Annotated in this window: 14 protein-coding genes and 1 riboswitch; of the genes, 6 read left to right on the top strand and 8 right to left on the bottom strand. The window is 70.3% G+C overall.

From position 1 onward, the window contains the following. Positions 1-64 precede the first annotated feature (64 nt). Genes qcrB through ctaE form a run of 4 tightly spaced genes read right to left on the bottom strand, consistent with a single transcriptional unit; the run spans position 65 to position 4521 of the window. Entirely contained in the window at positions 65-1792 is a 1728-nt protein-coding gene (gene qcrB, locus H5T77_RS02150; RefSeq protein WP_292644515.1) for a cytochrome bc1 complex cytochrome b subunit, read from the bottom strand. Then, the gene (gene qcrA / locus H5T77_RS02145; RefSeq protein WP_292644514.1) at positions 1789-2964 is read right to left on the bottom strand and encodes a cytochrome bc1 complex Rieske iron-sulfur subunit; all 1176 of its coding nucleotides are present in this window, start codon (positions 2962-2964) and stop codon (positions 1789-1791) included. The genes qcrB and qcrA overlap by 4 nt, the downstream gene beginning before the upstream one ends. Beyond that, positions 2961-3842 carry a cytochrome bc1 complex diheme cytochrome c subunit gene (gene qcrC / locus H5T77_RS02140; RefSeq protein ID WP_292644512.1) on the bottom strand — a complete coding sequence of 294 codons (882 nt, stop codon included), beginning with the start codon at positions 3840-3842 and terminating at the stop codon, positions 2961-2963. The genes qcrA and qcrC overlap by 4 nt, the downstream gene beginning before the upstream one ends. 13 nt (positions 3843-3855) lie before the next feature. Beyond that, the gene (gene ctaE / locus H5T77_RS02135; RefSeq protein WP_292644510.1) at positions 3856-4521 is read right to left on the bottom strand and encodes an aa3-type cytochrome oxidase subunit III; all 666 of its coding nucleotides are present in this window, start codon (positions 4519-4521) and stop codon (positions 3856-3858) included. A gap of 139 nt (positions 4522-4660) precedes the next feature. Here ctaE and H5T77_RS02130 point away from each other — a divergent pair, with 139 nt between their 5' ends. Both H5T77_RS02130 and trpD read left to right on the top strand, forming a co-directional pair. Beyond that, on the top strand, positions 4661-5071 hold the full coding sequence (locus H5T77_RS02130; RefSeq protein WP_292644508.1) for an Rv3143 family two-component system response regulator: 411 nt from the start codon (positions 4661-4663) through the stop codon (positions 5069-5071). After that, a complete protein-coding gene (gene trpD / locus H5T77_RS02125) occupies positions 5068-6105 on the top strand; it encodes an anthranilate phosphoribosyltransferase (RefSeq protein WP_292644506.1) in 1038 nt (345 codons plus the stop codon). The genes H5T77_RS02130 and trpD overlap by 4 nt, the downstream gene beginning before the upstream one ends. Positions 6106-6168: 63 nt before the next feature. Here the strand turns inward: trpD and H5T77_RS02120 are convergent, their stop codons facing one another. Together H5T77_RS02120 and H5T77_RS02115 are read right to left on the bottom strand one after the other, a co-directional pair. Next, positions 6169-6447: an Lrp/AsnC family transcriptional regulator gene (locus H5T77_RS02120; protein ID WP_179657112.1), complete on the bottom strand. Its 279-nt coding sequence runs from the start codon at positions 6445-6447 to the stop codon at positions 6169-6171. 24 nt (positions 6448-6471) lie between these two features. Then, positions 6472-8190, bottom strand: a complete 1719-nt coding sequence (locus H5T77_RS02115; RefSeq protein ID WP_472850326.1) for a DEDD exonuclease domain-containing protein — start codon at positions 8188-8190, stop codon at positions 6472-6474. An 85-nt stretch (positions 8191-8275) separates the two neighbouring features. Between H5T77_RS02115 and H5T77_RS02110 the strand changes: the two genes are divergently transcribed. Next, positions 8276-10204 (top strand): hypothetical protein, encoded by a 1929-nt coding sequence (locus H5T77_RS02110; protein WP_292644485.1) that lies wholly within the window; start codon positions 8276-8278, stop codon positions 10202-10204. On the opposite strand, the gene H5T77_RS02105 is transcribed toward H5T77_RS02110, so the two are convergent. Continuing rightward, positions 10185-12092, bottom strand: coding sequence for an APC family permease (locus H5T77_RS02105; protein WP_292644484.1), 1908 nt, complete (start codon positions 12090-12092; stop codon positions 10185-10187). The two genes, H5T77_RS02110 and H5T77_RS02105, sit on opposite strands and share 20 nt — an antisense overlap. Positions 12093-12159: 67 nt before the next feature. Continuing rightward, positions 12160-13425 carry an NYN domain-containing protein gene (locus H5T77_RS02100; RefSeq protein ID WP_292644482.1) on the bottom strand — a complete coding sequence of 422 codons (1266 nt, stop codon included), beginning with the start codon at positions 13423-13425 and terminating at the stop codon, positions 12160-12162. A 123-nt stretch (positions 13426-13548) separates the two neighbouring features. Here H5T77_RS02100 and H5T77_RS02095 point away from each other — a divergent pair, with 123 nt between their 5' ends. The 3 genes from H5T77_RS02095 to H5T77_RS02085 all read left to right on the top strand — a co-directional run bounded on the left by H5T77_RS02095 (position 13549) and on the right by H5T77_RS02085 (position 16323). Then, on the top strand, positions 13549-13746 hold the full coding sequence (locus H5T77_RS02095) for a hypothetical protein (protein WP_008363129.1): 198 nt from the start codon (positions 13549-13551) through the stop codon (positions 13744-13746). A 96-nt stretch (positions 13747-13842) separates the two neighbouring features. Beyond that, positions 13843-14046: riboswitch (cyclic di-AMP (ydaO/yuaA leader) on the top strand. A gap of 15 nt (positions 14047-14061) precedes the next feature. Continuing rightward, complete coding sequence (locus H5T77_RS02090) at positions 14062-15054, top strand: C40 family peptidase (protein ID WP_292644465.1); 993 nt, start codon at positions 14062-14064, stop codon at positions 15052-15054. Positions 15055-15072: 18 nt separating this feature from the next. After that, complete coding sequence (locus H5T77_RS02085; RefSeq protein WP_292644464.1) at positions 15073-16323, top strand: gluzincin family metallopeptidase; 1251 nt, start codon at positions 15073-15075, stop codon at positions 16321-16323. Positions 16324-16382 lie beyond the last annotated feature (59 nt).

Here is a 16382-nt window from a genome sequence, read left to right as displayed (position 1 = left end):
CCGCGAAATGCGACGTGGCGCCGTCCCCGAAGGGACGGCGCCACGTGGCGTACGAGCTTCAGCCCTAGCGGTTGAGGGGCTCCTCGACCGCAGAGTGACGGTGGTCGTCGAAGTCGTGCCCGTCGACGACGTGACCCTCGTGGACGGCCAGCTCGTGAGCCTCGTGCTCGGCGTGGCGGTGGGCCTCGGTGAGCTCCTCGGTGGTCGGCTTGTCCACGTCGTGGTCGTAGTAGAAGGCACGGAGCTTCGCCCGGAAGGTCGGCTTGCCGTTCTTCTTCAGCTCCGGCTCCTCGCCGGCCCGGCCGCGGTCGCGGACGCTCATGGCGTAGGCCTCGTCCTCGTGGACCGGCAGGTGCTTCTCGTGGTAGGCGCCCTCCGGCGTACGGATGACCGTGCCGGTCTCGTAGCCGTGCAGCAGCTTCTCGTTGTCCTTGCGCTGCAGCGAGATGCACCAACGACGCGTGATCATGAACGCCACGATCGGACCCAGGAAAACGAACGCCCGCAGGAAGTAGGTGATCTGGTTGATCGAGAGGTCGAACTTGATCGCGATGATGTCGTTGCCGCCCGCGATCCAGAAGCCCGCGTAGAACGTCATCAGGGCGACGAACGTGGCGGTGCGGGTCGGAGCGTTGCGCGGGCGCTGGAGCAGGTGGTGCTCGCGCTTGTCGCCGGTGATCCAGGCCTCGATGAACGGGAGCATCACCACGACCATCCAGGCCAGCATCGGCAGCACGATGACCGGGAAGAAGATGTTCCACGACCAGGTCGAGCCCCAGAAGTGCGACTCCCAGCCAGGCATGATGCGCAGCGCGCCGTCGGGCCAGCCCATGTACCAGTCAGGCTGCGAGCCCGCGGTGACCTTCGTCGGGTCGTACGGCCCGAACTTCCACACCGGGTTGAGCGAGAAGAAGGCGCCGAGCAGGGCGGACACACCGAAGGTGATGAAGAAGAAGCCGGTCATCTTGGAGAGGTAGTTCGGCACCATCGGGTAGCCGACGACGTTCTTCTCGGTGCGGCCGGGTCCAGGCCACTGGGTGTGCTTGTGGTAGATCAGCAGGATCAGGTGGGCACCGATCAGCGCCAGCAGGATCGCTGGGATGAGCAGCACGTGGATCGTGAACAGCCGTGGAATGATGTCGTCGCCTGGGAACTCGCCTCCGAACAGGAAGAACGAGAGGTACGTCCCCACGACCGGGATCGCCATCATGAACCCGTCCGCGGCCCTGACGCCCGTGCCGGAGAGCAGGTCGTCGGGCAGCGAGTAGCCGGTGAAGCCCTCGAGCGTGCCGAGCAGCAGCAGCGTGGCGCCGATGACCCAGTTGATCTCACGCGGCTTGCGGTGCGCGCCGGTGAAGAACACGCGCATCATGTGGATCATCATCGAGGCGATGAACAACATCGCCGACCAGTGGTGGACCTGACGCAGCAGCAGACCGCCGCGTACGTCGAAGGAGATGTCCAGGGTCGAGATCATCGCCTCGGACATCGGGATGCCGCGCAGCGGGGCGTAGGAGCCCTGGTAGACGACCTCGGCCATCGACGGCTTGAACCACAGGGTCAGGAAGGTGCCGGTGACCAGCAGGACCACGAAGCTCCACAGCGCGATCTCACCCAGCATGAACGACCAGTGGTCGGGGAAGATCTTGCGGGAGAGGAACTTGCTCAGGCCACCGACGCCGAGGCGCTCGTCGGCCCAGTTGGCGGCCGCTCCTGCCTTGGTCGGCTTGCCCGCCGGGGCAGCGGCGTCGGTGCCGTTGCTGGCGGCAACCTTGGACGTGTCGGTGCTCACTGGCCGCCCTCCTTGTAGCCGTACTGCTCAGCATCGGCGGCGTGGTCCTTTGACCAGTCGTCGAAGATCTCGTCGATGTCGTAGGTGTTGCGCTCCCAGTAGCTGACGCCCACGGGCTCCGGGTAGTCGGAGAGAGCGACCAGGAAGCCGTCCGCGTCGACGCCCAGAGGCAGCTGCGGCAGGTGCCGGCCGGCCGGGCCGAAGATGACCTTGCCGTGGTCGGCGAGGTCGAAGGTCGACTGGTGGCAGGGGCACAGCAGGTGGTGCGTGGTCCGCTCGTTCAGCGAGATCGGGCAGCCGACGTGGGTGCAGATCTTGGAGTAGGCCACGATGCCGTCGACCGACCAGTTGCGGGTCACGTCGTGGGAGATGTCGGCGGGGTCCATACGCAGCAGGATGGTGGCCGCCTTCGACTTGGCGATCTGCAGCGGCGCGCCGTGCAGGGTGCCGTCGAAGATCGTCGAGGGCTCGGCGTTGACCAGGTCACCGACCTCCAGGTCGCCCGGACGGATCGGGGTGCCGACCACGTCGCGTACGACTCGCACGCCGGCATCCCAGACGGTGTGCTCGAGACCGGCACCCGGGTAGGGCTGCTCCTCGGTGATCTGGGCGTTGGTCTGACCCAGGTCCCTGAGGATGACGACCGCGGGCAGACCGAGCAGGGCAGCCGAGCCGATCATCGCGTTGCGGATGAAGGGGCGGCGAGCCATGCCCGACTCGTTGAGCGCGGCCTTCAGCTCGGCGATGGCCGCCTCACGGGTGGCGGGGGAGGACGCCGCCGGGTGGCGCTCCTCGGAGTGCTCGATGTCGACCACGAGCTTGCGGGCCCACTGGATGACGCCGATGCCGAGGAAGAGGAGGGCGAAGCCCAGGGTCGATCCCAGCGCCAGGTTGGAGGCGCCGTAGCCGGCCCAGACGTCACCGTCGTAGCCGGGTTCGATCGCGAAGTAGGCCACCACGAACAGCACCGAGCAGATCGCGGAGAGCGCGAAGAAGAGGCTCACCTGGCGCTCGGCGCGCTTCTCTGCCTTGGGGTCGACGTCGGTGGGACGCCAGTGATGCTCGTGCATGCCCGGGTCGGGCAGCAGCGCGTCGGTGTGCGCGTTGAGCTCGGCGTGCCCGTCGTGGGCTCCGTCCTCGTGCTTCTCGAGCTCGTTGAGGTCGCTGCTCACTGGGCAGATCCCTTCTTGGTCTGGTTGGTGCGCGTGGTGTGCGCGGCGATCCACACGGTGAAGGCCACCAGGACGCCGAGACCGACGACCCAGGCGACGATTCCCTCGGTCACCGGGCCGAGCCGGCCGTTGTTGAAGCCGCCGTAGTCGGGCTGCTCCCTCATCGACTCGACGTAGGCGATGACCGCCTTCTTCTCCTCAGGGCTGATGTTGCCGTCGGAGAAGGTGTCCATTGACTGCGGACCGGTCAGCATCGCCTGGTAGATGTGCTTCGGGTCGGTCTCCAGGATGCTCGGAGCCTCGCCGCCGCGCGGCATCGCGCCGCCGGCACCGGTGAAGTTGTGGCAGGCGGTGCAGTTGGTCAGGAAGATCTGGCCGCCGAGAGCGACCGCCTCCTCCTTCTCCTTCTCGGACTCGTAGGTCTCCGGGTCGTACTGCTCCCGGTCCGGGACGGCCGGCCCAGGGCCGAGGCTGGCCACGTAGGCGGCCATCGCGTCGATCTCGTCCTGGTTGAAGCTGGGGTCCTTGACCTCGACCTGGGCGCCGGGCTGGGCCATCGGCATCCGGCCGGTGCCGACCTGGAAGTCGACGGAGGCGGCACCCACGCCGATCAGGGACGGGCCGAAGAGCTTCCCGTTCTGGGTCGTGATGCCCTCACCGTTGGAGCCGTGGCAGGTGGAGCAGTTGATCATGAAGAGCTCTTTGCCCTCGGCGACGAGAGCGGCGTTGTCCTTCTCGACCTCGGCCTGCGAGGCCGGGGCGAGCGCGGCGTACGCGCCGCCGGTGCTCAACAGGGCGACCAGGAGCACGGCGGCACCGGCCAACGGGCGGCGACGGTGCCGCGACAGTCGACCGACGGAGCGGTTCAGTAGACGCACATTCAGTCCTTGGTCACTTGAGGAGGTAGATGGTCGCGAACAGGCCGATCCACACCACGTCGACGAAGTGCCAGTAGTAGGACACGACGATCGCGGAGACGGCCTGCTCGTGGGTGAAGCGCTTGGCGACGTACGTCCGGCCGAGCACGAACAGGAAGGCGATCAGGCCGCCGGTGACGTGGAGGCCGTGGAAGCCTGTCGTCAGGTAGAAGACCGAGCCGTAGGGGTCGTCGGGGCCGGTGATGCCGCGGTTGAGGGCGATGCCCTCCTGCACGAGGACGGCGTACTCCGTCGCCTGACCGGCGACGAAGATGGCGCCCATGAGGTAGGTGAGGATGAACCACTCACGCAGACCCCACAGGCGGACCGCGAACAGCGAGCCCTTGCGCCCGACCTGGCCGCGCTCGGCTGCGAAGACGCCGAACTGGCAGGTGAAGGACGACAGCACGAGGATGGTCGTGTTGGCCGCCGCGAACGGGATGTTGAGCCCAGCGGTGTTGGCTTCCCACACCTCCGGGCTGACCGCGCGGATCGTGAAGTAGGCCGCGAACAACGCCGCGAAGAACATCAGCTCGCTTGCGAGCCAGATGATCGTCCCCACGCTGACCATGCTCGGACGGTCGTGGTGCCCGTGCAGGCGGGCTGTTGGAAGAGTCGATACTGTCGCCACGCCCGCCATTATGTCCTGCCCCTTTCCCAGAGTCTTAACGGGACCCTGTGTGTCGTGTTTCAGGCCGGTGCTACAACCCTGAGACACCGCTCAGGTTCAGGCTGTGACATCTATCCGCAGACCATGGTGTTGGCGCTAGCATCTGGGTGTGACCGATACCACCTCGAACTCACTGAAGATCCTCGTCTACAGCGACGACAGCGACGTCCGCAAGCAGGTGATCCTCGCGCTCGGGCGCCGCCCGCACCCCTCTCTCCCGGAGGTGGAGTACGTCGAGGTGGCCACCGAGCCGGCCGTGCGTGCCCAGCTCGACGGGGGCGGGCTGGCGCTGGCCATTCTCGACGGGGAGGCCGCCCCGGCCGGCGGGCTGGGGATCGCGAAGGCGGTCAAGGACGAGGTGCGAGACGCTCCGCCGATCGTCGTGCTCATCGGTCGTCCGCAGGACGCCTGGCTCGCCACCTGGTCGCGTGCGGAGGCCACCGTCGCGCATCCGCTCGACCCGTTCGAGCTGGCCCGGACGGTCGTGGGACTGCTACGGCCAGTTAACGTTGGCGCATGACGTCCGCCGCCGACTCCTGGCCCGAGGTCCTCACCACGCTGGTCGCGGGACAGTCCCTGTCCGCGCACCAGGCGGCGTGGGCGATGGGGGAGATCCTCTCGGGTGAAGCGACGTCGGCCCAGATCGCCGCCTTCGCGGTGGCGCTGCGCGCCAAGGGCGAGACCGTCGATGAGCTCGCGGGCGTCGCCGACGGGATGTTGGCCAAGGCAAACCCGATCTTCGTGCCCGGACGAGTCCTCGACATCGTCGGCACCGGCGGTGACCGGTCCTTCTCGGTCAACATCTCCACGATGTCGGCGATCGTCGCGGCCGGCGCCGGGGCCAAGATCGTCAAGCACGGCAACCGGTCGGCCTCGTCCAAGTCCGGGTCGGCCGACGTGCTCGAGGCGCTCGGCATCCGGCTCGACCTCGATGTCGCGCGGGTCGAAGAGGTGGCCGAGGAGGCCGGGATCACCTTCCTGTTCGCCGCGGCCTTCCATCCTGCGATGCGCCACGCCGCCGCCGCGCGGCGCGAGGTCGGCATCGCGACCGTCTTCAACCTGCTGGGCCCGCTGACCAACCCGGCCCGCCCCGCCTCCTCCGCGATTGGCTGCGCCGACCCTGCCGCCGCTCCGGTCATGGCCGGTGTCTTCGCCCGTCGTGGCGCCGACGCCTGGGTCTTCCGTGGCGACGACGGCCTCGACGAGCTCACCACGACGACGACCTCCCACGTCTGGACGGTCTCGCAGGGGATCGTGGCCGAGGCGACGGTCGATCCCCTCGACCACGGCATCGCCCGGTCCACCGTCGAGGACCTGCGCGGCGGCGACGCCGCCTACAACGCCGCGGTCGTCCGCCGTCTGCTCTCAGGCGAGAAGGGCGCCGTACGCGACGCCGTGCTGCTCAACGCCGGGGCTGCTCTTGCGGTCCACGACGCCGGTTCCGGCAGCGTCGACGAGCGGCTCGCCGGGGGCATCGCGCGCGCTGCGGAGTCGATCGACTCGGGAGCTGCTCAGGGTGTGCTCGACCGGTGGGTTGCCGCTACCGCTCGCTGAGTTCCGCGGCGCGACCTAGATGATCACGCGCCGAGTCGGCTACACGAGACGGGCTTGCGCCCGTTAGTCCAGCCCGATCGAGAACGCGGCTTCCAGGTCGACCTGGGAGTAGGTGCGGAAGGCGATGTGGGTCTCGGTCTCGAGGACGCCGGGGACCTTGTTGACCTTGTCGGCCACGACCACGGCCACGTCCTCGTGGGCGCGGACGCGCACCAGGGCGATGAGGTCGATCTGGCCAGTGACGGAGTAGACCTCGCTGACCCCGTCGATGGCGGCCACGGCCTCGGCCACCTCGGGGATCTGGGAGACCTCGGCATTGATGAAGACGATCGCTGTGATCACGCAGGTCACGTTAGCCGATCAGGTCTAGAGGGCTGCCGCCCGGCGGCCCGCACCCCCGACCGGGCAGGTCCAGTCACCCTCGATGTGGGCGAGGCGCACACCGGGGGACTCCAGCCAGCGCAGCACCAGCTCGGTCTCCTCGGCGCTCGCGGCCGGCACCGGACCGGGCGCGTGCAGGACCGTCTCCGCGCTGAGCTGGAGGTCGGCGACGTAGGAGTGCGCGTTGGCCTCGCGCGGGATCACCCCGGCCGCCGCGAGCCGCCCGTGACGGACCACGTGGACCGCCCAGCGGCCGTCGTCCTCCCGCCGGATCGCGGTGAGGTCGGGCAACCGGGTCAGCGCGCTGAGCCGCTGCGTGCGCGCGGCGGCGCGCAGGTAGGAGGTCAGCCGGTCGCGGTGGACGGCCGCCTCCTCGAACCGCTCCTGCTCGGCCAGGCCGGTGAGCCGCTCGGTGACCGTCTCCACGACCTCGTCGGGCCGGTGGAGGAGGGACTCGCGGACGCGTGCGACCAGGGCTGCGTACGTCTCCGCGGAGACGCTCTGGTCGCATGGGCTCAGGCAGCGGTGGAGCTCGGCGAGGACGCACGGGGTCCGCTTCGGGAGCAGGGGGAACCGGTCGGCGCACTGCCGAATCGGGAACGTGTCGTGCAGCGCCTGGAGCGCCTTCTCGGCGACCTTCCTGGAGCCGAACGGGCCGAGGTAGTCGGCGTCGTCGTCGAGCACCTGCTTGACCAGCGACAGCCTGGGCCACGGCTCCCGGGTGAGCTTGACGAAGTGCATCTTCTCCGGGCGTCGCGAGCGGCGGTTGTAGGGCGGCTTGTGCTCGGCGATGAGGCGCAGCTCGCGCACGCCCGCCTCCAACGCCGTCGCGCACTCGATGCCCTGCACGGTCGTGGCCAGGGCGACCATCTCGCCCATGCGGGACCGTGTCTCGGAGGCGGTGAAGTAGGTGCGTACGCGGGTCCGCAGGTCCTTCGAGGTGCCGATGTAGAGCGCCCGGCCCTGGGCGTCCTTGAACAGGTAGACGCCGGGGGCGTGCGGCAGATCCTCGGCCAGGTGACGCTTCTTGCGCTGGGCGGTGGTGACCTTGGCCGAGAAGACGCTCAGGTCCTCGAGGGTCTGCACCCCGATGTTGCCGAGGCGCTCCATCATCCCGTGGAGGACGTCGACGGTCGCACGGGCGTCGGAGAGGGCGCGGTGGTTGGGCGTCGTGGGGGAGCCGAAGACCCGGGCGAGCGAGCCGAGCTTGTGGTTGGGCGACTCGTCGCGGGTCACCACCCGGCGGGCGATCTTCACCGTGTCGAGGACCTCGAACCGCGGCCACGGACGCTCCTGCTCGGCCGCGAAGTGCTTGAGGAAGCCGACGTCGAAGGGGGCGTTGTGGGCGACCAGGACACAGCCCTCGGCGAACTCGAGGAACGCCGGCAGCACCGACTCGATGGTGGGGGAGGAGGCGACCATCGAGTTGGTGATCCCGGTCAGCACTGCGATGGAGGGCGGAATCCCGGTGTGGGGGTTGACCAGGGTCTGGAACTCGCCCAGCACCTCGCCGCCGCGCACCTTCACCGCACCGATCTCGGTGATCATGCCGCCGTTGTCGGGGCTGTTGCCGGTGGTCTCGAGGTCGACGACGCAGAAGGTGAGGTCGCGCAGCGGCCTGCCGAGCTCGTCGAAGCCCCGCTGCGCCTCCCAGGCTCCGGCGACCTGCTCGCGCTGGCGGCGAGCGACGGCACGAGCGCGCATCTCCAAGCGCGCCTCACGCACCGCCGGACTACTTCGCATGCGAACACATTAGCGAGTGCCGCCGACACTCCTTCGCCACTAGGGTGTGGGCCACCTGACAGGGGAGGTGCGGGCGATCGCGGCGAGAAACGGCGGCAACGAGGGTTCCACGGGCGGGAACGAGGAGCGCCCGTGGGCACGCTGGTTCGCTCGCTCGGGCTCGTTGCAGGTCGAGCCGGCCGAGGCCGGCGAGCAGGCCAGGACGCTGCTGGACGCGGACGGGCTGGCCGCGGCGCTGCGGTTCAACGAGCGAGTCCTCGACACGCTGACCGGCGACCTGGCGGGCCTGGTCGAGTACGTCACGGTGCTCGACGACGCGCAGACCGACGAGGTCCTCAACACCCAGAAGCTGATCGACAACGCCTTCGCCCGGGTCGCCGCCCAAGGCGTCGACCGGTTCGTGGCCTGGCTCGCGGAGCTGCGTACGCAGGGCCATCCGGCGATCGCGGTCCAGGCCCTGCACGCGTACGGCCGGATCGCGGACGGCGACCCGGCCGCCGCGGCGACCTCGTTGGACTCCGCCGCCGACCGGGTGATCCTGATCGCGGCGGCTGCGCTGCACCGCCCGCCCGAGGACGCGGCCCGGCTGGCGATCGAGACCGAGCACGACGCCTCCATCGCCTATGCCGTCATCCACGACGTGCTCCGGCAGCGCACCGTCCCCGACATCGCGCGGTTCCTCCGGGCCCTCCACCTGCTCGGCGCGACGGCGCTGGTCAACGACACCGTCAAGCAGTTCGCGGCCCTCTCCAGCGGCCGCTCCAACCTCGACAAGGCGCTGTTGTACGTCGCCCTGGACGCCACTCCGAGGCTTCGTGAGATCTCGCTGGACCTGCTCTGGCGCACCCTCGGCGCGATCGGAGACCTCGGCCGGACGCCGGGTCCCGGCCAGCAGCACGACCTCGTCGCCGCGTTCTGGGCCCTGTGCCCGGGCGGCCGCGTGCTCGAGGACTGGTTCAAGCTGCGCCTCGACGGCAGGGAGAACGCCGAGGAGGCGCGCGAGCAGGTGGTCCTGCTGCTGCGTGGGAGCCGGGGGCCTGGCCGTGACCGCCTGGTGGCGGCCCTGGCCGCCGACGCGACACCGACGAACCTGAAGCGCATCTGCGAGAGCCTCATGGACGAGGGGAGCGAGGTCGAGGCGGCGCTGCTCGTGCGCGCGCTCGCCCGCAGCGGCCACATCGAGCGGCTGGGCGACTTCCTCGACCGGTGGTCGTGGGCGCAGCCCTCTACCGAGACCACGCGGAACCTGCTCTACTGGGTCCTCACCCCTGAGGGCCCGGACCGCGAGCCGATGGGATCCGCCGTCGTGGAGGGCATCGCGACCCATCTCGCCGATGCCCACGGCAGGACGCTGGGTGAGGACCTTCGGCGTCAGGCCGCCACCCTGGTCAGGCTCCGCCCGCCCGAGGAGATCGTGGGTCTGCTCGACCGCGTACCTTCCCGGGTCGGCAGGCGGGGCCGGTCGGCCGTGGCCGCCGACGTCGGCTGGAGGCTGGCCGAGGATCTGCTCGTCTACCCGGCGCCGACCGAGGAGCGGTACGTCGCCTGGTACGCCGAGTGCCTCGCCGCACTGGCGGGCGCAGGCTTCGCGGACGCGGTGCGTACGTCCTGGCACCATCTCGCCGACGAGGCGATCAGCAGGCGAGGCGCCGGGCCGACGATCGCCGAGACCGCCCATCGGCTCCGCCTGGCGGCGTCCTCGGCGAACGAGGAGCGTCGCCAGGAGCTGGTCCGCACGGCCGACCGGCTGCTGATCCGCTACCTCGACCAGGCGCAGAGCGTCACGCCTACCGACATCGTCGGCATCACCACGCGGCTGCGCCTGCACCGCTACCCGACGGCGAGCCGGGCCGGGGTGCTGCGGCGCTCGGTGGGGCGATGGCAGGACCGTGCCCGGGTCGACGCCGTCGTCGAGACCCTCGTCGCCGCCGGCCAGGAGGAGGAGGCCGAGTGGGTCAGGGCCGGGTCGTCGTGAGCTGGGTCTGCCGGAGATAGCGGCGGCCGGCGCCGACGAGGAGGACGAACGCGCCCGAGGCGACGATCATCACCAGGCCACGCAGGCTCCACACGCTCCAGACGGAGTCGTCGCCGATCCGGTGACGGACGGCGCTCAGCAGGGTCAGCGCGGCGAGGTACACCGCCAGCACGACGAACGGACGGTTCGCCGGGTCGCGGGAGAAGAGCCGCGCGCCGTGGTTCTTGGCGTCGTACCAGCCCAGGCCGGGGAACCGGAGGTGATGGAGCCACGGGAGCACGAGGAGGACGAGAGAGCCCCAGGCGATGACCGCCACGCCCTTCCACACCCGGTCCCAGGCGGACTCGTTGACGACCAGCGCGATGGCGACGAAGGCTGCGTACGCAGCAACGGGCAGGAGCTGCTGGAACCCGGTGCCGAGCAGCTCGGACCGCACGGCCAGGACGACGCAGGTGACCGCGTACAGGATCAGGATCGGGATCGTGTTGAGCACGGCCAGGGCGTGCCAGTCGCCGCCCACCGCCACCAGGACGACCAGGGCGAGCACCAGGTTGACGAGCAGGATCAGCCAGAAGGAGTCGCTTCTGCGGCCCGGGAGCCGTGATGCCCGCGGCTCGTGCAGCACGCTGGGGACGTACCTCTCCGCGCTGAGCGTGTAGACCTCGCGGCTGAGGGCGTAGGTGAACACGATGCCCGAGCCGATCGGGGCGATGATCGCGGCGAGGCGGACCAGCACGACCAGCCAGTCCGTCGGCGCTCCGATCAGCGTGGCCGAGTCGGTCAGGCGCGCGTACGAGGGGCCGTGCTCGGCCCCGGAGCTCGCCATGTGCTCCGCGTAGACCAGCTGGAGGGCGGAGTAGAGCAGGAACGACCCGACGACCGTGCCGTACACCGCCCAGCGCACCCGCCTGGCGACCGCGCGAGGGCCGCCTCGGACCTCACCGGTCACGTCCAGGGGCGCCTGGAAGCCGATGTAGGCGTAGATCACGCCGCTGGTGATCAGCGCGCTCAGTACGCCGGTCGTGGTGGGCCCCGGCACCGGGCCTGCGGTGGCGGGAGGTCCGGGGACGGCGAGCGCCAGAAACACCACGAGGACCACCGGGATGGCGATCTTGACCAGGGTCAGGGCCGCGTTCGTGCGCAGGACGAGCCGCCTGGGCAGGAGGACGAAGGCGATGATCGCGGCGGTCACCAGCACCGCCAGGACGGAGCCGGTCCCGGTGAGACCGTCCGGGCCGGCGAGCGCAGGGACGACCTCGGCCAGCCCGTCGACCGCGGCCGCCGCCTGGGCGGCGGGGTTGATCGCGTACGAGATCCACAGCGACGCCGCGAGGATGATCACCACCAACGGCCCGAAGGCGTCGTGCGGGTGGAACAGAAGCCCGCCGGTGCGCTGGGAGATGAGCCCGAACTCGACCATGACGACAGCGATGGTGAGCATGAGCACGCCGCCTGCGGCCCAGCCGAGGAGCGCGGCCTCGCCCAGGCTCTCGTGGAGGCCGGGGACGGCCAGGAGCCAGCCGGACCCGATGACGCCGCCCGCGGCGAGACCGACGACCTCGACGAGGCTCAGCTTGTCGCCGTCCTCGGCGGGGCTCTCGCTCGTCTCGTCCTTCCGGGGCTCGGTGCGGGCCTCGACGGTCTCCACGGGCTGGGGAGCCTGACCCGAAGAGGCACGGGGCCGCTGCAGGACCGCGAACGCGATCCCCGTCAGCACGCTACCGAAGACCGTCAGCCAGAAGATCGGCTCGTGCAGCACCTCACGGAAGCTCAGCGACTTGAGCCCGTCGAGCTGGAGAGTCCCGTAGATGGCGATCACGAACCCCGCGGCGCACAGGAGCACCCTGGCGATCGCGTTGAGGGCGTGCCGCACGCGCTGGTCTCCCACTCCCGGTGTCTCGGACGTGCGCAGAACCTATCGAATCAGGTCGGTGCGGCGCAGGAAGCCGGCTGGATCAGCCGAGCAGGGGCGAGAGGGAGGAGAGCGGGACGGTGCGGGCGCCGGCGCGGCGTACGTCCTTGACGACCTCGGCGTCGTCGGTCGCGACCAGGACGACGCGGCCGGACGGCTCGGCGTCGACGAGGTCGCGGATGACGTCGTCGGCGATGACGCCCTCGGGGGAGAAGAGGACCTTGACGCCACGAGGCGGCACGGCGGTGGGGCGTACGGACGCCGAGTGCGCGTCGAAGACGACGGTCGTCTCGGCGCCGGTGCGGGCGGCGATCGGCGCGATCCCCCGCAGCAGCCGCAGCCGCTGGGCATCGAGCGCCGAGCCGGGCCACAGGGCCTTGGAGACGTTGTAGCCGTCCACGATCAGCCGGACCCGCGGCATGGCCAGGAACTGCTCGAGGTGGGCGCTGCTGGTCACTCCGGCTCCGGCGACGGCGTCGGCGGAGGCCAGCTCGGACTCCACCCGCTCGCCGGGGGTGCCGGTGACGGGAGGCAGCGCGAGCTCACGTCGGAGCCCGCCCGCGGCGTCGAGCAGCGTGTCGAGCAGGAACCGGGCTCGCAGCGAGGCGTCCTCGCGATCCGCCTTGGACGTACGCCGCTCGGCGGCCGCCTCGCGCTCGAGCTTGTCGATCTGGCTGCGGAGCTGGCGCAGCTGGCGGTCGCGCGCGGCGATCTCGTCCTCGGCGCGGGAGAGCGCCGCGCGGGTCTCGGTCAGCGCCTCGTCCAGTCCGGTGCCGGCCTCGCGGGCGGCGGCCCTGGCCTCCCCGAGCTTGCGGCGCAGAGTGGTGTTGTCGGCCTTGAGGTCGTCGATGCGGGCCTTGCGGTCGGCGCGCACCTCACGGATCTCGTCCTCGGCCGCGGCGAGCTTGCCGCGCAGGCGGGCGACCTCGGCGTCGACCGCCGGCACCGCGGCGGCCTCGAGCCGGTCCAGGGCCTCCTTGAGCGAGACCTCCCAGCCGTCGGGTCGCACGAGCCAGAGGACGGCGGCCGCCTCCGCCGGCTCCTCGGGCAGGACGAGGTCGTCGGGGGAGCCCTCGGTGGCGTACGCCGGGCGCAGCTGGCCCCCGATCTTCTCCCGCACCTCGTCGTCGCCGTCCAGCACCGAGGCGATCATCACGCCGCCGGCCTTGGCGCGCCGGGCGGGCGCGAAGTCGGCGATCCGCTTGAGCGCGGGTGGGAGACGCGCCACGTCGGGAAGCACCCCGGCCGTGAGCGCGACGATGCGCCCCCGGACCGTGTCGGGGAGCGTCGCGTACGGGGAGACCTCCATGGTTCAAGTGTAGGGACCCCGTCCGCGATCACCGCGTCGAATACTGCCCTGCGATGGTGATGACACGCCGGACGCAACCGTACGAAAGCAAAAATGTCGGTGCTCGGTGAGACCGTCGCTCACATGACGACGAGAATCGACTGTGACACCTGCCTGGTGCGGGGACTGGCGTGCCACGACTGCGTGGTCACCGTGCTGCTGGGCCCGCCCCCGGAGCTGACCATCGAGGACGAGGAGCGCCGGGCGCTCGACGTGCTCGCCGATGGTGGCCTGGTCCCGCCGCTGCGGATGGTGGCTCTGCCGTTGGTGGAGGGTATGTAGCCGAACTTTTGGGCGTGGGTGGTTGGCAGGTGGGGGACGGCGTCGGCTAGTGTGCGCAGGGAATTGGCGCTCGTGGAAGTGGGTCAACCGGCCCACGCGGGTGCCGCGCTCAATCCAGGCCCGCTTCGGGGCGGGCCAGGAACCGGGGAACCACACCGGTCGTACGCCGCAACATGGAGTGCGATCACCTGGGGTGTATCCGCCGCGAGGACGATCTGGAAGACCAGGTCGAGGAGCGGTGGTAGGGCAGGTCGTGCCTGAACCCGTCAGCTCACCCGGTAGGCGTCAACGACTACACAAGGAGACCGTCCGCTCGTGACACGCGACCGGAAGCGACTCATTGCCGGAGCAGCCGGCATTGCCGCCATCGGTGTCGCCGGGATCATTCCCGCAGCGACCCCCGCCCAGGCCGAACCAGACATCGACGACGTTCGTGAGAAGGTCGACAAGCTCTACACCCAGGCCGAGGCAGCCAACGAGGACTACAGCAACGCCAAGCTGCGGCTGCAGGACATCAAGGACCAGCTCAAGGACCTCAGCGCCGACGAGAAGCGGCAGAGCAAGGAGCTCGACAAGATCCGGGCCGAGCTCCGTGACTCCGTGCTGCGGCAGTTCGAGGGCTCCGACGTCTCTGCCGTCGGCCAGGTGATCACCTCCGAGGACCCGCAGGAGTTCCTCGCCGGGCTTTCCACCGTCTCGTCCTACAACGCTCTGCAGGGCGACCTGCTGGCTCGGTACAACACCGAGGCAGAGGCCCTCCACGTGCGCCGGGAGGCGACCGAGGAGAGCAAGGCCGAGATGGCCAAGGTCAAGACGACCATGCAGAAGAAGAAGAACGAGATCGACAAGAAGTTCGAGGCCGCTCAGGCCGAGCTCGACGAGCTCGAGGCCGACGAGCTCGAGGAGTTCCAGGCAGCCGGCGCCGGTGCGGGCATCCCGGCCAACCTGCCGCCGCCCTCGGGCCGCGCGAAGGTGGCCGTCGACTACGCCCTCGCCCAGGTCGGCGACGCCTACGTCTACGGCGCCACCGGCACCGAGTCGTGGGACTGCTCTGGCCTCACCATGGGTGCCTGGGGCGAGGCCGGTGTCGGGCTCCCGCACTCCTCCTCTGCGCAGTACAGCAGCGGACCCCAGGTCTCGCGCGGCCAGCTCGCCCCCGGCGACCTGGTCTTCTTCTACAGCCCGATCAGCCACGTCGGCATCTACATCGGCAACGGCATGATGGTGCACGCGTCCAACCCGAGCACCGGTGTGAAGGTCTCGCCGATCGACGAGATGCCCTACACGGGCGCCGTCCGCCCGGGCTAAGCCCTTTAACCAGGCTCAGTGACTCAGGACCCCGAAGAGGCCGATCGTTCGCAGGTGCGAACGGTCGGCTCTCTTGTATCCCGCCTCCTGGCCCGCCCGGTCCTGATCGGGGCCGGTGTGGTGCTGGTGATGCTGCTCGCCGGCCTCGTCGGCTGGCGGCTGACCGGCGGCGGCGAGTACGTGGCGCCGACCCCGACCGCCGCCCCGGTCGTGCGCGCGGACACCGAAGGCGCCCGGGCCTCGCTGGAGCAGCTGGTCACCGGCGTACGTGAGGGGGCGGAGCCCGACGGCGAGGACGCCGCCTCGGTGGCGGTGCGCAACGCACGCGCCATCGGTGTCGAGGACGTCGCCGCCAGGTACGTCGCGGAGTCGGGCAACGTGGCAGCGGACGGCTCGTGGACGGCCGACGTCGAGATGTCGTGGCGCACGCCCGGTGACCCGGTGCTGACCGAGGAGCTGAAGGTCGGCTTCGACGCCGGCGGCGCGATCACCGGGTTCTCGGCGGCCCAGGGCACCCGGCTGCCGCTGTGGCTCAGCGGCCCGGTCGAGGTGCGGCGCACCGGCTCCACCCTCGTGGTCGTCCAAGCCTCCGCCGATGTCGCCGACCGCTACGCCAAGCTGGCCGCGACCGCGGTCGACGAGGTCCGCAAGGTGATCTCCTGGGACGATCCCCGCCTGGTCCTCGAGGTGCCTGCGACCGGGCTCGAGTCGGCCCTCGGCGCGCAGCCCGGGGCCTACTCCGCGGTCGCCGCGGTGACCGCGACGGTCGACGGGTCCACGAAGGCCGGAACCCCGCTGCACGTATGGGTCAACCAGGGCGTCATCGGTGACCTGGACGCCCCCGGCGCCCAGGTGGTCATCACCCATGAGGCGACCCACGCGGCCACCGACGCCCCGACCGGCACCAACCGGCCGATGTGGCTGGTCGAGGGCTTCGCCGACTATGTCGCGCTGCGCGAAACCACGCTCCCGCTGAGCAAGACCGCCGGCCAGATCCTCGCCCAGGTCCGCGAGAACGGCGCCCCTGACCACCTCCCGGGCAAGGCCGAGTTCAACACCCGCTCGGAGCACTTCGGCGCGGAGTACGAAGCCGCCTGGCTCGCCTGCGAGGTGCTCGCCGAGGCCGGCGGCGAGGAGGCCCTGGTCGACCTCTACGAGGAGACCGGGCGCGGCACGGCTCTGGAGAAGGCCCTGCAGAGCAGCTTCGGCTTCGGAGAGGACGAGCTGACCGCCCGCTGGCGGGCGCATCTGTCAGAGTCTGCGGCGTGAGCGAGCGTCAGCGAGTGAACCAAGCGGTCAACACGCCGCCGCGTCCGTATTCTGGCGCT

Origin of the sequence: Nocardioides sp. (genome assembly GCF_014360585.1) — a bacterium.
In the GTDB taxonomy this organism is placed as follows: Bacteria; Actinomycetota; Actinomycetes; order Propionibacteriales; family Nocardioidaceae; genus Nocardioides.
The sequence above is the reverse complement of the archived record's forward strand: the minus strand, read 5'-3'. Positions and strand labels throughout refer to the sequence as shown.

What these genes read in the sequence shown, in the direction of transcription:
- H5T77_RS02115 (WP_472850326.1), bottom strand. Translation starts at nt 8,190, where the DNA reads ATGCGCGCTCGTGCCGTCGCTCGCCGCCAGCGCGAGCAGGTCGCCGGA.
- H5T77_RS02095 (WP_008363129.1), top strand. Translation starts at nt 13,549, where the DNA reads ATGACGACGAGAATCGACTGTGACACCTGCCTGGTGCGGGGACTGGCG.
- H5T77_RS02100 (WP_292644482.1), bottom strand. Translation starts at nt 13,425, where the DNA reads ATGGAGGTCTCCCCGTACGCGACGCTCCCCGACACGGTCCGGGGGCGC.
- ctaE (WP_292644510.1), bottom strand. Translation starts at nt 4,521, where the DNA reads ATGGCGGGCGTGGCGACAGTATCGACTCTTCCAACAGCCCGCCTGCAC.
- trpD (WP_292644506.1), top strand. Translation starts at nt 5,068, where the DNA reads ATGACGTCCGCCGCCGACTCCTGGCCCGAGGTCCTCACCACGCTGGTC.